This window comes from Alphaproteobacteria bacterium (assembly GCA_002869105.1).
Lineage (GTDB): Bacteria > Pseudomonadota > Alphaproteobacteria > UBA7879 > UBA7879 > UBA7879.
In genome coordinates, this window is record PKTP01000001.1 from 35,764 (window position 1) to 55,386 (window position 19,623).

General features: G+C 43.2%; 22 protein-coding genes and 1 tRNA gene. 18 read left to right on the forward strand and 5 right to left on the reverse strand.

What is annotated here, in order from left to right; translation table 11 throughout:
- Nucleotides 1–19 precede the first annotated feature (19 nt).
- From C0582_00200 to C0582_00230, 7 genes are all read left to right on the forward strand, one after another.
- Nucleotides 20–104: transfer RNA gene (locus C0582_00200), tRNA-Leu, on the forward strand.
- 71 nt (nucleotides 105–175) lie between these two features.
- Nucleotides 176–1,501, forward strand: coding sequence for a trigger factor (locus tag C0582_00205; protein ID PLX30505.1), 1,326 nt, complete (start codon nucleotides 176–178; stop codon nucleotides 1,499–1,501).
- Nucleotides 1,502–1,520: 19 nt separating this feature from the next.
- Nucleotides 1,521–2,147 (forward strand): ATP-dependent Clp protease proteolytic subunit, encoded by a 627-nt coding sequence (gene clpP, locus C0582_00210; protein ID PLX30506.1) that lies wholly within the window; start codon nucleotides 1,521–1,523, stop codon nucleotides 2,145–2,147.
- A gap of 78 nt (nucleotides 2,148–2,225) precedes the next feature.
- Entirely contained in the window at nucleotides 2,226–3,497 is a 1,272-nt protein-coding gene (locus tag C0582_00215; GenBank protein PLX30507.1) for an ATP-dependent Clp protease ATP-binding subunit ClpX, read from the forward strand.
- A gap of 3 nt (nucleotides 3,498–3,500) precedes the next feature.
- Nucleotides 3,501–5,894 carry an endopeptidase La gene (locus C0582_00220; GenBank protein ID PLX30508.1) on the forward strand — a complete coding sequence of 798 codons (2,394 nt, stop codon included), beginning with the start codon at nucleotides 3,501–3,503 and terminating at the stop codon, nucleotides 5,892–5,894.
- Between the two features lie 61 nt (nucleotides 5,895–5,955).
- Nucleotides 5,956–6,687, forward strand: coding sequence for a hypothetical protein (locus C0582_00225; protein ID PLX30509.1), 732 nt, complete (start codon nucleotides 5,956–5,958; stop codon nucleotides 6,685–6,687).
- Complete coding sequence (locus C0582_00230) at nucleotides 6,657–7,019, forward strand: hypothetical protein (protein PLX30510.1); 363 nt, start codon at nucleotides 6,657–6,659, stop codon at nucleotides 7,017–7,019. The genes C0582_00225 and C0582_00230 overlap by 31 nt, the downstream gene beginning before the upstream one ends.
- A 55-nt stretch (nucleotides 7,020–7,074) precedes the next feature.
- Here C0582_00230 and C0582_00235 read toward each other — a convergent pair whose 3' ends face one another.
- The 3 genes from C0582_00235 to C0582_00245 form a co-directional block, all read right to left on the reverse strand.
- Nucleotides 7,075–8,256, reverse strand: coding sequence for a hypothetical protein (locus tag C0582_00235; protein PLX30511.1), 1,182 nt, complete (start codon nucleotides 8,254–8,256; stop codon nucleotides 7,075–7,077).
- Between the two features lie 75 nt (nucleotides 8,257–8,331).
- The gene (locus tag C0582_00240; GenBank protein ID PLX30512.1) at nucleotides 8,332–9,249 is read right to left on the reverse strand and encodes a signal recognition particle-docking protein FtsY; all 918 of its coding nucleotides are present in this window, start codon (nucleotides 9,247–9,249) and stop codon (nucleotides 8,332–8,334) included.
- 19 nt (nucleotides 9,250–9,268) lie between these two features.
- Nucleotides 9,269–10,525, reverse strand: a complete 1,257-nt coding sequence (locus C0582_00245; protein PLX30513.1) for a tRNA (N(6)-L-threonylcarbamoyladenosine(37)-C(2))-methylthiotransferase MtaB — start codon at nucleotides 10,523–10,525, stop codon at nucleotides 9,269–9,271.
- A gap of 149 nt (nucleotides 10,526–10,674) precedes the next feature.
- Between C0582_00245 and C0582_00250 the strand changes: the two genes are divergently transcribed.
- Complete coding sequence (locus tag C0582_00250; GenBank protein PLX30514.1) at nucleotides 10,675–11,814, forward strand: hypothetical protein; 1,140 nt, start codon at nucleotides 10,675–10,677, stop codon at nucleotides 11,812–11,814.
- Between the two features lie 16 nt (nucleotides 11,815–11,830).
- Here C0582_00250 and C0582_00255 read toward each other — a convergent pair whose 3' ends face one another.
- Together C0582_00255 and C0582_00260 are read right to left on the reverse strand one after the other, a co-directional pair.
- Complete coding sequence (locus tag C0582_00255; protein PLX30515.1) at nucleotides 11,831–13,198, reverse strand: signal recognition particle protein; 1,368 nt, start codon at nucleotides 13,196–13,198, stop codon at nucleotides 11,831–11,833.
- A 91-nt stretch (nucleotides 13,199–13,289) separates the two neighbouring features.
- On the reverse strand, nucleotides 13,290–13,637 hold the full coding sequence (locus C0582_00260; GenBank protein PLX30516.1) for a hypothetical protein: 348 nt from the start codon (nucleotides 13,635–13,637) through the stop codon (nucleotides 13,290–13,292).
- Nucleotides 13,638–13,750: 113 nt separating this feature from the next.
- On the opposite strand from C0582_00260, the gene C0582_00265 reads away from it, so the two are divergent.
- The 10 genes from C0582_00265 to C0582_00310 form a co-directional block, all read left to right on the forward strand.
- Nucleotides 13,751–14,620 carry a hypothetical protein gene (locus C0582_00265; protein ID PLX30517.1) on the forward strand — a complete coding sequence of 290 codons (870 nt, stop codon included), beginning with the start codon at nucleotides 13,751–13,753 and terminating at the stop codon, nucleotides 14,618–14,620.
- Complete coding sequence (locus C0582_00270; protein PLX30518.1) at nucleotides 14,620–14,799, forward strand: hypothetical protein; 180 nt, start codon at nucleotides 14,620–14,622, stop codon at nucleotides 14,797–14,799. The genes C0582_00265 and C0582_00270 overlap by 1 nt, the downstream gene beginning before the upstream one ends.
- 107 nt (nucleotides 14,800–14,906) lie before the next feature.
- Nucleotides 14,907–15,287, forward strand: coding sequence for a 30S ribosomal protein S6 (locus C0582_00275; GenBank protein ID PLX30519.1), 381 nt, complete (start codon nucleotides 14,907–14,909; stop codon nucleotides 15,285–15,287).
- An 11-nt stretch (nucleotides 15,288–15,298) separates the two neighbouring features.
- Nucleotides 15,299–15,547 (forward strand): 30S ribosomal protein S18, encoded by a 249-nt coding sequence (gene rpsR, locus C0582_00280; GenBank protein PLX30520.1) that lies wholly within the window; start codon nucleotides 15,299–15,301, stop codon nucleotides 15,545–15,547.
- Between the two features lie 33 nt (nucleotides 15,548–15,580).
- Nucleotides 15,581–16,162, forward strand: coding sequence for a 50S ribosomal protein L9 (locus tag C0582_00285; protein PLX30521.1), 582 nt, complete (start codon nucleotides 15,581–15,583; stop codon nucleotides 16,160–16,162).
- A 50-nt stretch (nucleotides 16,163–16,212) separates the two neighbouring features.
- Nucleotides 16,213–16,338, forward strand: a complete 126-nt coding sequence (locus C0582_00290; GenBank protein PLX30522.1) for a 50S ribosomal protein L36 — start codon at nucleotides 16,213–16,215, stop codon at nucleotides 16,336–16,338.
- Between the two features lie 181 nt (nucleotides 16,339–16,519).
- A complete protein-coding gene (locus tag C0582_00295) occupies nucleotides 16,520–16,891 on the forward strand; it encodes a 30S ribosomal protein S12 (protein PLX30523.1) in 372 nt (123 codons plus the stop codon).
- Between the two features lie 14 nt (nucleotides 16,892–16,905).
- On the forward strand, nucleotides 16,906–17,376 hold the full coding sequence (locus C0582_00300) for a 30S ribosomal protein S7 (GenBank protein PLX30524.1): 471 nt from the start codon (nucleotides 16,906–16,908) through the stop codon (nucleotides 17,374–17,376).
- A 37-nt stretch (nucleotides 17,377–17,413) separates the two neighbouring features.
- Entirely contained in the window at nucleotides 17,414–19,498 is a 2,085-nt protein-coding gene (fusA, locus tag C0582_00305; protein ID PLX30525.1) for an elongation factor G, read from the forward strand.
- Between the two features lie 26 nt (nucleotides 19,499–19,524).
- Nucleotides 19,525–19,623, forward strand: a 99-nt coding sequence (locus tag C0582_00310; protein PLX30527.1) for a hypothetical protein, incomplete at its 3' end; no start/stop codon positions are given.

Genomic DNA, 19,623 nt, shown 5'->3' on the forward strand with positions numbered 1-19,623 from the left:
AAAATGTCATACACAGCACGCGGGTGTGGTGGAATTGGCAGACACGCTAGATTTAGGTTCTAGTGACGAGAGTCGTGGGGGTTCAAGTCCCTCCACCCGCACCACAAAAAAATCTTAGGGACCCTTTTAAGCTCTTAAAACGACTCACAAAATAATTCACACTAGAAGGATTGACATGGAAATTAAACTTTCTGAACAAAATCAGCTCGAAAAAAAATTTGAAATCATAATTCCTGCAAGTCTGATTGCAGAGAAAATTGACGCGCATTTAAATGAAAAAGCAGCAACAACAACGGTTGCTGGGTTTCGACCAGGCAAAGTGCCTCTTGATGTTATGAAGCAAAAATATGGCGATATCGCTCTGGAAAAAAGCATGGATGCATTGATTCAGGAAGCGGCAAAAAAAGCGTTTGAGACCCATAATTTTAAACCTGCAATGCAGGCTAAAATTGAAGCTGATTCTTACAAAGAAGGAGAAGATTTTAAATTCACCATTACAGCTGAGTCCTTGCCTGAAATTGAGGATGTTGATGTAAAAAAACTCAAAGTTAAGCGTTTGGATGTTCAGGTTGGTGACGATAAAATCAAAGAAGTTCTTGACCTGGCGTGCGCTGAAATGGGTGAGAAGGTCGCAGTTAAGACCAGCCGCGCAACCAAAAAAGGTGATGTTGTCACCATTGATTTTGAAGGATTTGTTGAGGATAAAGCCCTTGATAACGGTAAGGCAGCTGATTTTGAATTAGAGCTTGGGAGTCAATCTTTAATCGATGGTTTTGAAGAGGGGTTGATTGGTGTCAAGCCCGGTGAAAAGGTGACTCTTGATCTGGCATTTCCCGAGGCCTATCATGAAACAAGTTTATCAGGCAAGCCGGTTCGATTCGATGTTAATCTTAAATCTATTCTGGAGAAAAAACCCGCTAAGCTTGATCAAGAACTGGCAAAAAAATATAATTATGACTCTGTTGAAGCCATGAAAGAGGGCTTTAAAGGTCGCTTGAAGCAGGATTATCAACGTTTTGCGCGGGACGTCGAAAAGCATGATCTTTTGGATCAGTTGGATAAGACAATGACTCTTGAATTGCCAAGACAAATGGTTGACGCTGAGTTTGATGTGATTTGTGCAGAAATTCAGAACCAAAAAGAATCTGCTGAAAAAATGTCAGACGAAGACAAGGAAAAGCTGCGCTCTGAGTACTATCCCAAAGTTGAAAGGCGGGTGAAATTGGGGCTGATCCTTTCCAATGCCGCGCGAAAAAAGAACATCAATGTTAGCCCTCAAGAGCTTGAGCAGGCCGTGATGGAAAAAGCGCGTTCTTTTGCGGGGCAAGAGCAAGCTGTAATTGATTATTATAATAAAAATCCCGATGCCGTTAATATGCTACGCGCGCCGATCATTGAAGAAAAAGTGATTGACTCTTTGCTGGCACAATTCGAAGATAAGCCTGTATTGGTAACAATTGATGAACTGAAAAAGATGGTAGAAGACCGTCAGACAGCTTAGTTAGGTTTAAGGAGAAATGATGACTATTGAAAAGCACATGAGCACGCTCATCCCCATGGTTGTTGAGCAAACCAGCCGCGGGGAACGTTCTTACGATATTTACTCGCGTCTACTCAAAGAGCGTATTATCTTTGTTGTGGGGCCCATTGATGACGCCGTTGCGAGCTTGGTTTGTGCGCAAATGTTGTTCTTGGAATCAGAAAATCCAGCCAAAGACATTTGGCTGTACATCAATTCACCTGGGGGCGCAGTTCATTCAGCCCTGGGCATGTATGATACCATGAACTATATACGTCCGGATGTTGCCACGTTGTGTTTTGGCCTGGCTGCGTCAGCTGGCTCGTTACTATTGGGAGCGGGAGCAAAGGGCAAAAGGCACGTATTGCCCCACGCTAGGATTATGACGCACCAACCTCATGGTGGCGGATGCCGCGGGCAGACAACAGACGTTGAAATTCATGCTAAAGAGATGGTTGAGCAAAAAAATATTCTGAACCGAATTTATCATGAGATAACCGGCCAATCCATCGATGAAATTAAAACGGCCATGGAGCGGGATCGTTTCATGAGTCCAAAAGAGGCGCGCGAGTTTGGTTTGGTTGACCAAATTGTAACTCATAGATCTGAGGCAATTAAAACCAGATAATCTTGGTTGAGTATGATCTTGCTTGGATATGGTTTTAAGATCAGGTAATATCTAAACAAATGTAAGGTGTGTAGGCATATGACATCTAAAAAAGATTCTGAAGAAAATAAAGTTCTGTATTGTTCTTTTTGTGGCAAAAGTCAAAATGAAGTTAAAAAGCTTATTGCGGGGCCGTCTGTATTTATTTGTGACGAATGCGTAGAGCTTTGCGAAGATATTATTAAAGAAGAGGCCAAAGAAGCCCTTAAAGATCCAACAAAAATCCCAACGCCCAGTGATATTTGTCAGGTTTTAGATTCTTATGTGATTGGCCAAGAACACGCAAAACGTATCCTCGCTGTTGCCGTTCATAACCATTATAAACGACTCTCCCAGAGTGGTGGAAAAGATGCGGTTGAGCTCTCTAAGTCAAACGTGCTTTTGATTGGACCTACTGGATGTGGAAAGACGTTGCTTGCTCAAACGTTGGCACGGATTATTGATGTGCCTTTTGCGATTGCCGATGCAACAACCTTAACGGAAGCTGGATATGTGGGGGAAGACGTTGAGAATATTATTCTGAAGCTTCTTCAATCGGCTGACTATGACGTTGAAAAAGCACAACGTGGGATTGTCTATATTGATGAGGTTGATAAGATTACCCGAAAAACAGACAATCCATCGATCACCCGAGATGTGTCGGGTGAGGGCGTTCAGCAGGCGCTCTTGAAAGTTATGGAAGGAACGGTTGCCTCTGTCCCGCCTCAAGGAGGCAGAAAGCACCCTCAGCAAGAATTCCTTCAAGTTGATACCACAAACATTTTATTTATTTGCGGGGGAGCCTTTTCTGGGCTTGAAAAAATTATTGCGCAGCGCGGCAAAGAATCCTCTATCGGATTTGGCGCTGAGGTGAGCCGTCCTGAAGATCGTCGAACAGGAGAAATCCTGCGAAATGTTGAGCCTGAGGATATGCTGAAATTTGGTCTTATCCCCGAATTTGTTGGGCGTTTGCCGATTATTGCAACCCTTGAAGATTTGGACGAGAAAGCGATGATCACTATTTTGACGGATCCAAAAAATTCACTTGTGAAGCAATACCAAGCACTCTTTGCCATGGAAAATGTTGAGCTGACGTTTACAGATGCGGCACTGCATTACATTGCTCAGCAAGCCTTGAAGCGCAAAACAGGAGCGCGAGGATTGCGGTCTATTTTAGAAGCTTGTTTGTTAGATTTGATGTATGAGCTTCCTGACTATGAGGGGATCGAAAAAATTGGCATTGATGTCCAGGACGTCAAAGATCCAAACGTTGCGCGTTTGCTGCGTGGCGCTCAGAAAAAGCAGCTGAATCCAGAGAAAGATTCGGCATAGAAAATGGTTGATACAGGCCTTTTTTTGCAACCGCTTCCTCTGATTCCTCTTCGTGATACTGTGGTTTTCCCCCACATGGTCATGACCTTATTTGTGGGACGTGATGCATCCGTTCAAGCTGTTGAGCACGCGTTAGATGTCGGCAAAAAACTTTTTCTTGTTCTCCAAAAAGACCCGGCCAATGAATTCCCTGAGATGAGTTTAAACTCTCTCCATGATATTGGTGTGATTGCCACCATTCATCAGGTTATTCACTTGCCTGATGGCACACTGAAAGTGCTGGTTGAAGGGATTGAGCGCGCACAGGTTGCCAGCTTTGAAAAATCTCAAGGACTTGGATTTGCCTCTCTTCAGCCTTTTTATGTCGAAGATCAAAATATTCCAGCAACATTGCTTGATTCACTGGTGCAAAACTTTTTGACCTATGCAAATTATAGCAAACGCATTTCCCCCGATTTTATTGCGATGGTCAGCAAGGAAAAACAACCGAGCAAGTTGATTGATTTAATTAGTTCCAAAATATTGACTGATCTTGATATGCAGCAAGAGGTTTTGGCAATGCCAAAGCAACTACACCGGTTGGAAAAGCTTTTATCGGCCTTGTTGGTAGAATTAGACGCTATGAAGATTGAAGAGCGCGTCCACAGAAAAGTTAAAAAAGAGCTCGAAAAGAAGCACCGGGAGTATTATCTGAATGAGCAAATGAAAGCCATTCAAAAAGAGCTCAATCAGCAAGAGGGCGATGATGAAGGCAATGAAATTCAAGAGCTTAAATCAAAGCTTAAAAAGAAAAAATTAACACAAGAAGCGCGGCAAAAGACGGATTCAGAAATTCGTAAATTAAGCCAGATGAACCCCATGTCCTCTGAAGCATCTATCATTCGAGGATATTTAGAGTGGTTTATTGATATTCCTTGGAATGAGCCGTCTAAACTTTCATTTGATTTGCATAAAGCACAAAAAGTTTTGGATCGAGACCACCATGGATTGATCAAAGTCAAAGAACGTATTTTGGATTTGTTAGCTGTTCAAAAGCGCTTGAAAAAGTCATCCGGTCAAGTCATTTGTTTCGTTGGCCCTCCCGGCGTTGGTAAAACCTCTTTAGGTCGTTCAATTGCTGAGGCAACCGGCCGCGAATTTTTGAAAATTTCTTTGGGCGGTGTTCGGGATGAAGCTGAAATTCGGGGGCATCGTCGGACTTATATTGGTGCGATGCCGGGCCGTTTGATCCAAGGCATGAAAAAAGTTAAAAAATCGAACCCGCTTATCTTGCTTGATGAAATTGATAAGATGGGGGCTGATTGGCGGGGTGATCCCACGTCTGCCTTACTTGAGGTTTTGGATCCCAGTCAGAATAAAGAGTTCAACGATCATTACCTTGAAGTTGATTATGATCTTTCTCAGGTGTTGTTTATTGCAACGGCCAACTCTTACAACATTCCACGGCCGTTGATGGACCGTATGGAAATGATTCAATTATCAGGTTACACGGAAGAAGAAAAGTTGGCGATTGCTCAAGAGTATCTCCTTAAAAAGGTTCGCGAGCGCACAGGTTTAACAGCCAAAGAATTCATGCTTAAAAAAGAAATTTTAGAGCTCGTCATCCGCCACTACACCCGCGAATCCGGGGTTCGGGGTTTGGAGCGAGAGCTTCTATCCTTAGCGCGAAAATCTCTACGTGAAATTTATGACCAAGAGAAAACCAGTCATACGGTTACGCAAAAGCATTTAGAACAGTACCTTGGCCCCAAGAAATATACGTTTGAGATAGCCTCGCAAAAAAGTATGGTGGGCGTTACATCGGGCCTGTCCTGGTCTGAAGTGGGTGGTGATATGTTGCCGATTGAGGCAGCCGTGAGCTTTGGTAAGGGAAAAATAAACCTAACTGGTAAGCTTGGAGAGGTGATGCAAGAGTCGATCAAAACTTCCTTGAGTTTTATTCGTTCCTCTGCTGAAAAGTATGGTATTGAGCCTCAAATGTTTTTACAACATGATGTTCATGTTCATGCCCCTGCCGGCGCAACGCCCAAAGATGGACCGTCTGCTGGCATTGCCATTACAACATCTTTGGTGTCTGTTTTTACAGGCATTCCTGTGCGCTTTGATGTGGCAATGACTGGTGAAATAAGTTTGATTGGCCGGGTTCTCCCCATTGGGGGGCTAAAAGAGAAATTGCTGGCAGCTGTGCGCGGGCAGGTCAAGAAAGTATTGATTCCTTTTGAGAACGAAAAAGACTTGGTGGATGTGCCTGCTAATGTGAAAGAAGCCATCGAAATTATTCCGGTGAAGCATTTTGATGAAGTTTTGGAACATGCTTTGGTATCCATGCCCAAAGCGGTGGAAAAAATAAATTTATACGAACAGTCGAAATCAGGCTTAGCGGAATCGATGTTATAATAAAAGCATCTAAGATCGGGTGGTTTGATTTAAGACGTTTTTTTTAACAGGAGAGGGTTCTATGAAAACTGCTAGGATTTTTATCTTACTCATAATTTTCATGGCTTTGCCTAAAGTGTCGGCACTGGCTGATCAGAAAATAGATATTTTGACAATTGGAAGTGTCGTCCCTAATCAAATTTTAAGCGCAGCACATAAACTTCTAAGCCGAAAAGGTTTTTCTGTCGGAAAGGATGATAAGGCTAAAACAGCTGCTCGAACACCTTTCTCCATTTACATGAATACCGACGAGGAGCGTTTTAAACATTTTTTAAGAAGCATTTTGAGCAAGTCCCGTGTGCTTTGGGCTGCCAGAGGCGGCTATGGTTCGCAAGCTGTTTTGAGAAAATTTTCTAAGCACCCTATTCATAAAGATCGCCAAGCAGCTCGAAAGTTTCTAATTGGATCCAGTGATCTGACGGCCGCTGGATTATTTATGGCGCACCACCACGATTGGATTTTTCTTCATGGGCCGATGTTAATGCATAATGAGGATCTTCATAGTTTGCGCTTCAAATTGACGGGATCAAAAGTAAATCAGAAGGCCTCCTTAAAACCAGTGATCAAGCTTCTTAAGAAGCAGAGTGTTGATACGCTCACTTACACACTTACGCCTATAAATGCCGCTGCTAAGAAAAGCAAACGATCAAACAACATCCAAGGTCCAATTCTTGGGGGTAATTTGAGTGTCATCCAGAGAAATATTGGGGGGATTTTAAAGATATCTCTTTTGATAATGTCATTCTATTTTTAGAAGATGTTAATGAACCAGCCATTGTGCTGAGGGAAAAGCTAGAAGGGCTATTCGATACAGGGCGGTTTAATAAAGTGAAAGCCATTATTTTTGGTGATTTGTCACTTAAGGGTGGTAATAAGAAAGTGGATCAAAAAACATTCTATAAGCTGATTGGCAAGTATGTGCGTGAATATATAGGACAGGATATTCCCATATATGAGCAGTCCAGGTTTGGCCATGGGCCTTATAATGATTTGCTTCCAATGAACGTACCCAGTGAGATTGTACACCAAGGCGATCACACCTTGTTACAAATCAGCCTTGACCCAATCAATCGCTTTTTATCTTAACTAAATGGTTGAAAAGAAAAAGGCCAGCCCGTGGCTAATACTTTTTATATCGTAGCTACCTACGGATGATTTCAAGGTCAAAGAGGGCAGCGATACTAATGAGATGCTCCACAATTTCACTTTGAATATCTTCATACTCTCCCCAATTCGTTGTTTTGGTGAAGGCATAAATTTGTAGAGGCAAATAGCCATAACTATTAGAATCAAGGAGGCGCGCTAGTATTGTAAAGCTTTCGCTGTGGATACGATCATCATTGCGCAGGTAGTTGAGAGCGTAGTGTCTAAAAGCCCCTAAATTTGTGTGCTTTTGGGGATCTTTAGAGGCCCTTTCTATGAATTGACTGAGCTCTGGGAACTCACTAAACTGCGTCAGTTTCTCTGGAGTGAGTGGAACAACTTTTTGAGTGTCGATTAAAAGTGTTGGTGTAAACCTGCGACCACCAGCTTCTTCCATACCAGCCCAGTTTTTTATAACATTATTGACAATTTTTGTTGGGGGAACGGTTGAAATGGTTTTGTCAAAGTTCTCAATTTTAATAATACTCAAAGAGATATCGGTAACTGTCCCACTGATGTTTTCACTGGGTATTTCTATCCAATCGCCGACTTTAAGAATGTTCAGAGACGAAATTTGGAAGTTAGCTGCAAAAGAGAGAATGGCATCTTTAAAAACCAACATGGTAATACCACTCGCAAAACCAAGGCCTGCTAGAAGAGCGCCAGGAGATTTTCCTGCTAATGTTGAAACAGCCAGTATCGCCAGGATTCCATAGATGATGATTTTAATCGTTTGAGTGTAAGTGCTGATCGGCCAGCGGCTGCTGATTGGCTTGGTATTATATATCTTCTCTCCAACATGAATGAAGGTGTTGATTAAAACTGCTACTTTGAAATACAAATAAACCCAAAGAATTTTACTAAAAATAAGCCAAACATTTTTAAAATAAGGGTTGTCCGATTGATCCAGAGCGGCCGGACCAAAAGTAAAAAGAACCAGGACCGGGATTAATGAAAATATTTTTCGAACCGCTTGATAACGGATGATGAAGCGCATTGAAAGAGTATTATGTCTCTCGAGGAATTTATTAATTCGTGTCACGAAAAGAAAAGCCATGACCTTATGAGCTGCGTAGGCGGTACATAACAATATCAGCAAGCACAAAACCGTTGCGAGAGAAGAGGAAAGCACTTGAGAAAGACCAAGATCGCCTAGATAATGGGTGAATAAACTATACATATTTTGTGCCCTAAAATTTGAATTTATTATCAGGTCCTATCTCTACCATGTCAAGAACGCCGTAGTAGAAGCTTTTTATGTTTCAACTGGAACAAGTGATTGGGCGTAGGCTTTGGCATCAAAGGTATTTAAATCTTCCAGTTTCTCCCCAATGCCAATGGCATGAATGGGGAGATCTGTTTGGCTGGCAATTTGTACAAGAATGCCTCCCTTAGCTGTGCCATCTAGCTTGGTCATGATTAAGCCAGTGAGCGGGATGGATTTTTGGAATTGAATGACTTGCTGGAGGGCGTTTTGACCGGTTGTGCCATCGAGCACCAGAAGGGCGTGATGAGGCAACGCTGGATCCAGCTTTTTCAAGACCCGGCAAATTTTTTCTAGTTCCGCCATTAGGGATGTATTGTTTTGAAGTCTGCCTGCTGTATCAATGATGAGGATATCAACGTCTTTTGCACATGCTTGTTGATAAGCTTCATAAACAACGCCCGCAGCATCAGCGCCGTGGCTTTTCTTATATAAGGGGATGGATAAACGATTCGCCCATGTTTCGAGCTGGTCAACAGCGGCGGCTCTAAACGTATCGGCTGCGGCAATCAGGATCTTTTTTCCTTCTTGTTGCCAGCCATGACACAATTTTGCAATGGAGGTTGTTTTACCACTGCCATTGACACCTGCCATCAAAACAACTTGAGGTGTCGATGAAAAGTCGAGTGTTAAGGGCGCTGCACGCGGTGAAACAATCTTTTCAATTTCGGCTGCTAAAAATTCTTGGATTTCTTGATGTGTTACATCTTTGCCAAATCTCGTTTTGCGCAATTTAAGACTGAGTTCTTGTGTGGTGGCAACCCCCATGTCACTTTCAATTAAGAGGTCTTCAAAGGCTTCTAGTGTATCGTCATCTAGCTTCTTTTTCGTGAAAATCTGACTGATATTGTCTGTTAACTTAGAAGATGATTTTTTAAAAGCGGTGTTGAGTTTTTTGAACCAATTCATTTAACGAGCCTTATTGGAGTTAAAGAGGTTTTGCGTAAAGGCATTTGTCATCTGCAGACTCTATCATGACGCTGATTAACTGGCCAGAAGAACTGGGCGCGGTTAATTGAATGGGCATAAAGTTCTCGGCCCTAGCTTTATTGGCTGATTCTGTGAGGGCTATCATTTTTTTACCAACTTGTTTTGCAAAGTTCTTGGATTGATTGGTGGCGGCTGCCGTGCGCAAGAGCTTAGCTCTTTCTTTAACAGTTGCCCGATCAACTTGCGGCATACGTGCAGCCGGTGTGCCTGGGCGTGGGGAGTAGGGAAAAATATGACAAAAAGTCAGGTCGCAATCGGATATAATGTTTAGCGTGTTTTGAAACATCTCTTCAGATTCCGTTGGAAAACCGGCAATGATATCGGCGCCAAAAACCACATCTGGCCGGGCTTGACGGGCGCGTTGACAAAAACTGAGAAGATCATGGCGGAGGTGACGTCGTTTCATCCGCTTTAAAATCAGATCGTCGCCGGCTTGAAGGCTGATGTGCAAATGGGGCATGAGACGGTTCTCCGTTGCTAAAAGCTGAAAAACATCATTATCAATTTCAACGGGATCCACCGAAGACAGGCGCAGACGAGGTAGGTCAGGGATGTGGGCCAAAAGGCGACGCATCATTTGCCCAAGAGTTGGTTTTCCAGGCAAGTCCTGGCCATAAGACGTGATATCAACCCCGGTTAAGACAATTTCATTAAAGCCGTTATCGACATAGGTTTTTACTTGTTTGAAAAGATGACCCATGGGGACGCTTCGGCTGTTGCCACGGCCATAGGGAATGGTACAAAAGGTGCAGCGATGATCAAAGCCATTTTGCACTTCTAAGTAAACGCGGCTTTGACCTTCGATTTGGGGAACAATATCAATTTCTGCTTCCATCGCTTGCATAATGTCGGAAACGTGCATGCGTGGCATTTTATTCGCTTGAAGATCTTTAAAAGTTTCTGCTTTTAATTTTTCTTGATTACCCAGGACATGACTGACTTCAGGCATATCAGCATACGTTTTGGGTTGAATTTGTGCACTACAGCCCGTAACAATGATTTTTTTGTGGGGTTGGTCGCGCTTAAGTTTACGGATGGTTTGTTTGGCTTGACGTTCGGCTTCAGCGGTAACGGCGCATGTATTGATGATAATGGTATCAGTCAGATCGGCACTTTGGGCATGTGACTGCATCATGGATGATTCAAAAGTATTCAGGCGACAACCAAACGTAACGATTTCTGGAGCTTTGGGCATTTTTTGTAAACTTATGTTACATCATTTGAACCGATCTTTATCATATTTGTCACTTAAGCACCAACAACAATTGATTTTCAAAATAAATAACCCCTTGAATAATTATTTTTGATTGTTATATAGATGTTGCAATTTGAATGTTAACTATTATGAAAAACTTATTTACTATTTTTGTCCTATTTTTTATTTTTGGCGTCCAAGCGTTAACGCCTGAAGAAGAGTCAAGCTTAAGAGCTGCCTTGGGGGACGAGTATGATCAAGTGATGGCCGCGACCCAAGGGTCTGCGGCTCAAGGTGCAGTAGATGCTGGCATCGATGTTGGTGAGTTAGGTTTGTCAGATGTAGAACTGCAAGAAGCTTTAGAAGCAGAAATCAAACGTGCTCAAGAAAGGGCGGGGGCAGCTCCAGTGCCTTCCGGGGCAGCAGCTTCTGGCGGCCAAGGCATGACAGATGCGGAATTAGCAATCCTGTTGCAACAAGAAGAAGAGGATGCTCGGTTTGCTAGACAGCTTCAACAGCAGGAACAAGCAGAAGAGAGGGCTCGCCGGCAGCAAGCAGAGGAAGAGGGCGCCCGACTTGCTAGACAGCTCCAACAGCAGGCGCAAGCAGAACAAGATGCAGCGTTGGCAGCGAGACTTGCGGCCATGGATCTGGAAGATGCATACGGCGGCGCTGCTGCGGTAGGGCACGATATCAGACCACATCCAATCGCTACTGCCGAAGAACGCAAAAAGTTTTACGCAGACTTGCCAAATCTTCATGCTGCCTATAATGAACAGGTGAAAAAAATGCCCTGCAATGCAGCGGGTGAGTACGAGATTGATGTGCATCAATACAACCGCATTATCAAAGGGACTTTCGATACTTATGTGGCTCTTGATGGACAGGCCATTAAGACGCGCGCTGATCATGATTGGCAGGCTATTCATGCGATCTTGACTCAATTCATCAATGCAGGCGATCATTTTAAAGAACGCTATCAGCATGCATTGCCTTTTATGAATGGTAAAGGAAAAGCATATCTCCAATCAGGTGCTGTGGATCCAGAGATTGGACAGAATTATAGAACGTTGCTTTCCCGCTGTTGGGATTTGATTTTAAGGGTTTCTTACGCAGGGCCAACCCAAGAAATTACATTTAACGGTGAAAAACATCATGTCAGTGTTATGGCTATGGAAAAGCTTGCATATGCCTATCATGAAAACATTGCAACACAAGGTGGGTGCGCGCCAGGGTTTGCCGGTAGATTAGCCAAGGCCTATATTGAGCTTCTCAATCACATGCTTTGATCTTGAGAGGTTAAAGCTATTGATTGAAAGGTGAGTTGGGCAGTTGTCCCATTTTGCTCTCAAGCGCGGCAAGGTCTGACTTTTTCATCTTCTTCATTTTCTTCATCATCTTGCCCATGCCTTCATGTTGCTTGAGCAGCTTATTAATGAGAGGGACGTCCAGACCAGATCCTTGAGCGACCCGGCGTTTGCGTGAGGCATTGAGAAGCTTTGGATACCGACGTTCTTGAGGAGTCATTGATTGAATGAGAGCGATCTGATGGGCGATGGATTTTTCTTCCAAGCCAGCTGAACCCAATTTATCTTTCATCTTATTGATGCCTGGGATCATAGACATCAGTTTGCCCATACCGCCCATTTTCTGCATTTGCCGAAGTTGGCTGGCTAAGTCATTGAGATCAAACTTACCCTTCGCCATTTTTTTGCTGAGTTTTTCTGCCGCTGCTTCGTCAAAAGATTCAGCAGCTTGCTCAACCAAGCTGACCACATCTCCTTTATCAAGAATGCGGCCCGCAATTCTTTCAGGATGAAAGACATCAAATTGATCAATCTTCTCACCCAGGCCAATAAACTTAATGGGGCAGCCTGTAGCTAGCTTCATTGATAAGGCAGCACCGCCACGACTATCGCCATCAACGCGTGTTAGGATGATACCTGTGAGGGGCAGGGCTGCGTTGAAAGATTTTGCACTGTTGACCGCATCTTGACCGGTCATACTATCGACAACTAAAAACGTTTCTATGGGCTTGCTGATTTCATGAATCTCTTGGGCTTCTTGCATCATCGATTCATCAATATGCGTTCGTCCTGCGGTGTCGAGGATCAGAACATCATAGCCCTCTGCCTTGGCGAGCTTGAGGGCCCGTTTGGTAATATCAGCAGGGGATTGACCTGGAACAACCTCCAGGGAGGGGGTGTTAATTTGCTTGGCGAGTATGGCAAGTTGCTCTTGCGCAGCGGGGCGATAAATATCAAGGGAAGCTACTAAAACTTTTTTGTTTTTTTTCTGAATCAGCCACCGGGCAAGTTTAGCGGAAGCAGTGGTTTTACCACCCCCTTGGAGGCCTGCCATGAGAATAACAGCCGGTGGCTGCGTGTTGAGGGAAAGTTCGGCTGTTTCAGCGCCCAGCAATTCGACCAATTGGTCATGGACGAGTTTGATAACCATTTGCGCGGGCGAAATGCTTTTAACAATCTCTTGGCCTATGGCTTTTTCTTTAACTTGATCAATAAATTGCTTGGCAATGGGCAGGGAAACATCAGCTTCGAGCAGAGCAAGGCGCACTTCACGCAGGGCCTTATTGACATCTTCTTCAGAGAGCGTGCCACGCCGATTGAGTCCATCAAAAACAGTCGAAAGTTTATTGGTTAAATTTTGAAACATGACCCAGAGTTAACTGTAATTAGCCAATTGAATCAAGTTTTTTTGTTAAGATGATGATTTGAGCCGTGTGAAAAACAGTCGCTGCTATTACTTATTCACACTTGGCCATGTCACTCGTGATTAAGTTTCCTGTGCATTTCCCATCTTTGCGTGCATCAATTCCATTAACTGGTGTTCCAGCAGAGTTGTTCATTTGGTCCGTATAATCGTTGGCGGTGTAAGAAGTGGAGTGGTTGAATGCTTGATAACAAGTTTTTTGAATTTCTTGGCCGTCCTGTGAAATGTTTTGGGCAACTATTCCCAAGGTGGTGCACGTCGAACCTTTGCATTTCTGGCAGGTGAGCTCAACACATTTAACCGTTGGGCAGGCAGCGAAAAGGCATGGAGTCATAAAGGTTGACAACAACATGACACAAAAGTAATTTTTAAAATTTTTCATAAAGCCTACCCCAAATACTCATTAAATTTTGAAGTCATTTTGCTAGGGCGTCAATCAAAATTTCTTTTTTTGCTCGGATGATGATATATTTTCTTTAATAAAATGAACTGAATATGACACATCGACTTTGGTTTCTCTTGTCCTTGCTGCTGATAGGCGTGTTTTTATATTACGCTTGGGTTATTTTATTGCCCATTACATTAAGTGCCATCTTGGCTTATTTGTTGCTTCCGGCTAAAAAAGCACTAATCGTCAGAGGCCTTCCTAATAGGTTGTCAACCTGGTTAGTCTTTTTCCCTTTCTTTAGCTTGGTGTTGCTGTTTTTTGTTATTTTAATCCCTATTTTCCAAAGAGAATTTTGGAACTTTCTCATGATGTTGCCCGAGTATGGGGAAATGATTCGGGATCATTTGCATCATTGGCAGCTTCACTTAACAGAGAATAAGTTATTGAGCCAATTTTCAGAATTGAAGATTGATATCAGCTCTTTCATGCCAGATGCTATTTCCTTTGTGAAATCAACGTTGTTACGGCTGCTTCAAAACACATCTCTGATTGCGGATATTTTGATATATGCCATTCTTGTGCCGTTGTTTACCTTTTATTTTTTGAGAGATGCAGACTATATTTTCAATACCCTCGGCAAGCTGATCCCCAGGCTTTACAGCAACACATCTTTCAAGATTTTACGGGATATTAATGTTCGCTTGGTAAGCTACATTCGAGGGCAATTCTTACTCAGTATTATTTTTAGCATCTATTACATGTCTTGTTTGTCAGCTGTTGGCCTTAAGCATGGCCTTGTTCTTGGCTTTTTAACTGGAACATTCTTTTTTGTTCCCATGTTAACGTTTTATATCAGCTTTATTGCCGCGCTTATTATAGGGTATGTGCAATTTGATACCTCGTTGGCGTTCTGGTACATCATTGCAATTTATATGATCGGACAAATTCTAGAGAGTTTTATTTTGGTACCCGGGTGATGGGAAATAAGATTGGCCTGAATCCGCTTTGGATCATATTAACGTTGTATGTAGGGGGAGCCATCTTCGGTGTGGTGGGTCTTTTAATTTCAATACCTGTTGCAGCTGTTCTTGATGTTTTGATTCGGCATTCCCTTAAAGTTTACTTCCAATCCAGTTATTATAGATCTCAGCATTGATAATGAGATTTTTTGCTTGCATCCGCTGATGATTCCTATATATTCCCAACTATCCTTGCGATATTAATCGCTGGAGTGGTAGACCGCTTTAACCGAAAGGACGCATAATGAATTGTTACGAAACCGTGTTTATTGCACGTCAAGATCTCTCGCCTACTCAAGTAGATGCGCTCATAGATCGCTATAAAAAAATCATGAATGATTTTAAAGGCAAGACATCCAAAACTGAATATTGGGGTCTTAAAAAATTTTCTTACCCCATTAACAAGAGTGAGCGTGGTCACTATGCCTTGCTCAGCATTGAAGCGCCTGCTGAAGCTATTCATGAGATGGAGCGCCAAATGCGCCTTAGTGAAGATGTGCTTCGTTACATGACAGTCCGAGTCGATGGAGTCGATTCATCATCGCCGTCTGTGATGATGAAGTATGTCAAGAATAACTATGGCGCCTACGGACCAACAGGTCCAGCTAATAACATTGTAGAGTAAGAGGTTTTTAAATGGCTGAACGCACCCCCGTAAAAAAAACACAAAATTTCTTTAGGCCTCAGCGCACTTGCCCGTTTAAAGGAAAAAACGCATCAGCGATTGACTATAAGGATATTAAACTTTTATCTAAGTTTATAACCGAGCGGGGCCGTATTATGCCGCGCCGCATCACCTTTGTTTCGGCTGACAAGCAGCGGGAATTGGCAACTGCAATTAAGCGTGCACGCTTAATTGCTCTTATGCCATATGTTGAAAAGTAATCGTGCTCAGAATAAAAATCGAGAGAAGTTGAAATGAAAGTTGTTTTACTAGAAAGACTCAATAAACGCGGTGCTATTGGAGACGTCGTTGACGTTGCAGATGGATTTGCGCGGAACTTTTTAATTCCCCAAAAGCGTGCACTGCGCGCCACAAAAGAGAACATTGCGTATTATGAGCAGCAAAAAGATCAAATTGTTGCTGAAAATTTACGCCTTAAGGCGGGTGCTGCAGAAAAAGTAACCGCATTGAATGGGCAGATTTTTCCTGTGATTCGTCAAACCAGTGACCGTGGCCAGCTTTATGGGTCTGTAACGGCAAAAGATGTAGCTGCGTTAATCACAGAAAAGTTTTTTACAGTTGATAAAAATCAAATCATTATCAATAAGCCGATCAAAGAAAAAGGTGTGCACACCCTGCATGTTCAGCTTCACCCAGAGGTTTTTGCTGAAATCCAAGTGAGTGTTGCACCAACCATGGTTGAAGCAGAAAAGCAACTTGTGAAAGATGTGGATGAGAGCGCTTCTAAAAAAGAAAGGTCAGCCGATGAAAAAAGCACAGAGGCTTCTGAATCTGAAGAGGCTTTTGATGATCATGAAGGGCTGAGTGAACAATAGGTGGGCTGGCTTGAACGCTCATCAATAATTTATGTTATTAGGATCATGTTATGAAAATTGCAAACTCCATTAAAACCTTAAAGAGCCGTGATCGCGATTGCCGAGTTGTTCGTCGTCGTGGGCGTACTTATGTGATTAACAAGCGCAAGCCTCGCTTTAAGGCTCGCCAAGGATGATTGAGGCGCTGTTGTCATCAATGCGATCAGACCTTGCTACATTTTCTGTTGCAATGTCATCGCGTTTAAACAGCAAGCCTTGTGATCTATCTTCTTTTTCAAGTTTAAAATGCTTGACGAATATATGTGGGATGAATAGTATTCCACGCGTAATTAGGAATTATTAACCAAAGGAACCTGAATGCCAACCATTAACCAGTTGATTCGAAAGCCGCGCAAAAAAGCCCCGAGCCGGAGCAAATCCCCTGCATTGGAGAACTGTCCTCAAAAACGGGGTGTGTGTACGCGTGTGAATGTTCAAACGCCTAAAAAGCCTAACTCGGCCCAGCGTAAAGTTGCCCGTATTCGTTTGACGAATGGGTATGAGGTAACAGGATACATACCTGGTATTGGTCATAACCTTCAAGAGCACTCCGTTGTTTTGATTCGTGGTGGACGGGTGAAGGATTTACCTGGTGTGCGTTATCACATTGTTCGTGGTAATTTGGACACCCAAGGTGTTAAAGATCGTAAGGCCGGCCGTTCGAAATACGGCGCAAAAAAACCTAAGTAAGAGAGTATTAAAATATGTCACGTCGTAGAGCTGCTGAAAAAAGAGTTGTTAACCCAGATCCCAAATATGGCGACATTGTCGCGTCTAAATTCATTAATAACATGATGGTTGCTGGTAAAAAATCCATTGCTGAAACCATATTTTATGGTGCTCTTGAGATCATTAGTAAGAAAATAGGTCGGGATGCGATCGAGTTGTTTCATGAAGCGCTTGAAAACGTTAAGCCCACTCTTGAGGTGCGTTCTCGTCGGGTTGGTGGAGCAACCTATCAAGTTCCTGTTGAAGTACGCTCCATTCGTGCACTTGCTCTAGCGATCCGTTGGATTATCATTGCGGCACGCAAAAGATCAGAGAAAACCATGAAAGATCGTTTGGCTGGTGAGATCTTGGATGCTGTGAACAACCGAGGTTCTGCTGTGAAAAAACGTGAAGATACTCATAAAATGGCTGAAGCAAACCGTGCCTTTGCTTTGTATCGCTGGTAGTACAATTTTAAGTTTTTAGACGAGAGGCTAAATCATAATGAGTAGTGATAGACAAGTTCCCTTAAAAGATTATCGCAACATCGGTATTATGGCGCATGTTGACGCCGGAAAAACAACCACAACTGAGCGTGTTTTGTTTTATACGGGCCGTTCCCACAAGATTGGTGAAGTGCACGATGGTGCGGCAACCATGGATTGGATGGAGCAAGAGCAAGAGCGTGGGATTACCATCACCTCTGCTGCAACAACATGTTTCTGGAACGACCACCGGATTAACATCATTGATACGCCGGGTCACGTTGATTTTACCATCGAAGTTTTACGGTCGTTGCGCGTATTAGATGGCGCTGTCGCTGTTTTTGATAGCGTTGCTGGTGTTGAACCCCAATCAGAAACTGTGTGGCGTCAAGCTGATAAGCATAGGGTGCCGCGTATTTGTTTTGTTAATAAAATGGACCGGATGGGTGCAAATTTTTACCGCTGTGTAGATATGTTTGTTGATCGCCTGGGTGCAAACCCGTTAGTGTTGACGCTGCCGATTGGCGTAGAGGCTGACTTTGAAGGGATTATCGATCTTGTGCGGATGAAAGCCATCATCTGGGAAGATGAGTCTATGGGTGCGAAGTTTAATATCGTTGATATTCCCGCTGACTATCAAGATAAAGCCAATGAGTATCGTGAGAAATTGCTAGAAACTGCAGCAGAGCAAGATGATGCTGTTATGGAAGCTTTCTTTGCGGGTGAAGAAATCTCTGAGGATACCCTGAAAGCATGTTTGCGTAAGGGAACGATCAAAGGAGATTTTGTTCCAGTGATATGTGGAAGTGCCTTTAAGAACAAAGGAGTTCAAACTCTATTGGATGCCGTTGTGGATTTCTTGCCTTCACCGATTGATATTGGCGCTGTCATTGGCGAGGATGTCAAAACGGGTGAAGAAGTGAAGCGCGAACCTAAACCTACCGATCCTTTTTCTGGTCTTGCCTTCAAAATCATGAATGATCCTTTTGTTGGAACACTTACTTTTATGCGTGTTTATTCTGGACGTTTAGAGGCGGGCTCAACAATCTTGAATGCCAACAATGGTAAAAAAGAACGTGTGGGCCGAATGCTCTTGATGCATTCAAACAGTCGTGAAGATATTAAGTTTGCTGAAGCCGGTGATATCGTCGCTTTGTGTGGTTTGAAAGACACAATCACAGGAGATACTCTCTGTGATCCTCTTAAGCCTGTGATTCTAGAGCGTATGGAATTTCCTGATCCTGTGATTGAAGTTGCGGTGGAACCTAAAACAAAAAGTGACCAAGAAAAAATGGGTCTCGCCCTTTCTCGTTTGGCGAAAGAAGATCCATCCTTCCGTGTGAGTATGGATATTGAAAGTGGTCAGACTGTTATTAAAGGCATGGGTGAGCTACATCTCGAAATTATTGTTGACCGTTTGAAGCGTGAATTTAAAGTTGAAGCAAACGTTGGTGCGCCTCAGGTGGCGTATCGTGAAACCATTACACAAAAAGCTGAAGTTGATTACACTCACAAGAAGCAATCTGGTGGTGCGGGTCAATTTGCACGCTTGAAAATTGTTATGGAGCCGCAAGAGCCTGGAACACCTTACGCATTTAAAAATGAAATTGTGGGGGGATCCATTCCAAAAGAATATATCCCGGGTGTTGAAAAAGGGTTGCTCTCTGCAATGACAGCTGGTCCTTTAGCGGGTTTCCCAGTGATTGATTTTCGCGTGCGTTTGATAGACGGTGCATACCATGATGTCGACTCAAGTGCTTTGGCGTTTGAAATTGCTTCCAGAGCCGCATTTCGTGAGGGTGTTCGCAAGTGTGCACCTAGATTACTTGAGCCTATTATGAAGGTTGAAGTGATGACGCCTGAAGAATATTTAGGGGATATCATTGGTGACTTAAATAGCCGCCGTGGCCAAGTGAACAACATGGAGCAACAAACAAATGTGCGTATTATTACGGCGCAAGTGCCATTGGCAAGTATGTTTGGGTATGTAAATACCCTTCGCTCAATGAGTCAAGGTCGCGCGCAATTCCACATGGAGTTTAATAGTTACGCTCAAGTGCCACAACAACTCGCTGAGGAAATCAGCGCAAAATATAACGGATAATAAGATAAAGATTGAAAGGATAAAGCATGAGTAAAGAGAAGTTTAATCGAAATAAGCCGCACTGTAACATTGGGACGATTGGCCACGTTGACCATGGGAAGACAACGTTAACAGCGGCGATCACC

Excerpts from the sequence above, each read along its gene's own strand:
- C0582_00205 (PLX30505.1), top strand. The coding sequence starts at position 176 with ATGGAAATTAAACTTTCTGAACAAAATCAGCTCGAAAAAAAATTTGAA.
- clpP (PLX30506.1), top strand. The coding sequence starts at position 1,521 with ATGACTATTGAAAAGCACATGAGCACGCTCATCCCCATGGTTGTTGAG.
- C0582_00215 (PLX30507.1), top strand. The coding sequence starts at position 2,226 with ATGACATCTAAAAAAGATTCTGAAGAAAATAAAGTTCTGTATTGTTCT.
- C0582_00220 (PLX30508.1), top strand. The coding sequence starts at position 3,501 with ATGGTTGATACAGGCCTTTTTTTGCAACCGCTTCCTCTGATTCCTCTT.
- C0582_00225 (PLX30509.1), top strand. The coding sequence starts at position 5,956 with ATGAAAACTGCTAGGATTTTTATCTTACTCATAATTTTCATGGCTTTG.
- C0582_00235 (PLX30511.1), bottom strand. The coding sequence starts at position 8,256 with ATGTATAGTTTATTCACCCATTATCTAGGCGATCTTGGTCTTTCTCAA.
- C0582_00240 (PLX30512.1), bottom strand. The coding sequence starts at position 9,249 with ATGAATTGGTTCAAAAAACTCAACACCGCTTTTAAAAAATCATCTTCT.
- C0582_00245 (PLX30513.1), bottom strand. The coding sequence starts at position 10,525 with ATGCCCAAAGCTCCAGAAATCGTTACGTTTGGTTGTCGCCTGAATACT.
- C0582_00250 (PLX30514.1), top strand. The coding sequence starts at position 10,675 with ATGAAAAACTTATTTACTATTTTTGTCCTATTTTTTATTTTTGGCGTC.
- C0582_00255 (PLX30515.1), bottom strand. The coding sequence starts at position 13,198 with ATGTTTCAAAATTTAACCAATAAACTTTCGACTGTTTTTGATGGACTC.
- C0582_00260 (PLX30516.1), bottom strand. The coding sequence starts at position 13,637 with ATGAAAAATTTTAAAAATTACTTTTGTGTCATGTTGTTGTCAACCTTT.
- C0582_00265 (PLX30517.1), top strand. The coding sequence starts at position 13,751 with ATGACACATCGACTTTGGTTTCTCTTGTCCTTGCTGCTGATAGGCGTG.
- C0582_00270 (PLX30518.1), top strand. The coding sequence starts at position 14,620 with ATGGGAAATAAGATTGGCCTGAATCCGCTTTGGATCATATTAACGTTG.
- C0582_00275 (PLX30519.1), top strand. The coding sequence starts at position 14,907 with ATGAATTGTTACGAAACCGTGTTTATTGCACGTCAAGATCTCTCGCCT.
- rpsR (PLX30520.1), top strand. The coding sequence starts at position 15,299 with ATGGCTGAACGCACCCCCGTAAAAAAAACACAAAATTTCTTTAGGCCT.
- C0582_00285 (PLX30521.1), top strand. The coding sequence starts at position 15,581 with ATGAAAGTTGTTTTACTAGAAAGACTCAATAAACGCGGTGCTATTGGA.
- C0582_00290 (PLX30522.1), top strand. The coding sequence starts at position 16,213 with ATGAAAATTGCAAACTCCATTAAAACCTTAAAGAGCCGTGATCGCGAT.
- C0582_00295 (PLX30523.1), top strand. The coding sequence starts at position 16,520 with ATGCCAACCATTAACCAGTTGATTCGAAAGCCGCGCAAAAAAGCCCCG.
- C0582_00300 (PLX30524.1), top strand. The coding sequence starts at position 16,906 with ATGTCACGTCGTAGAGCTGCTGAAAAAAGAGTTGTTAACCCAGATCCC.
- fusA (PLX30525.1), top strand. The coding sequence starts at position 17,414 with ATGAGTAGTGATAGACAAGTTCCCTTAAAAGATTATCGCAACATCGGT.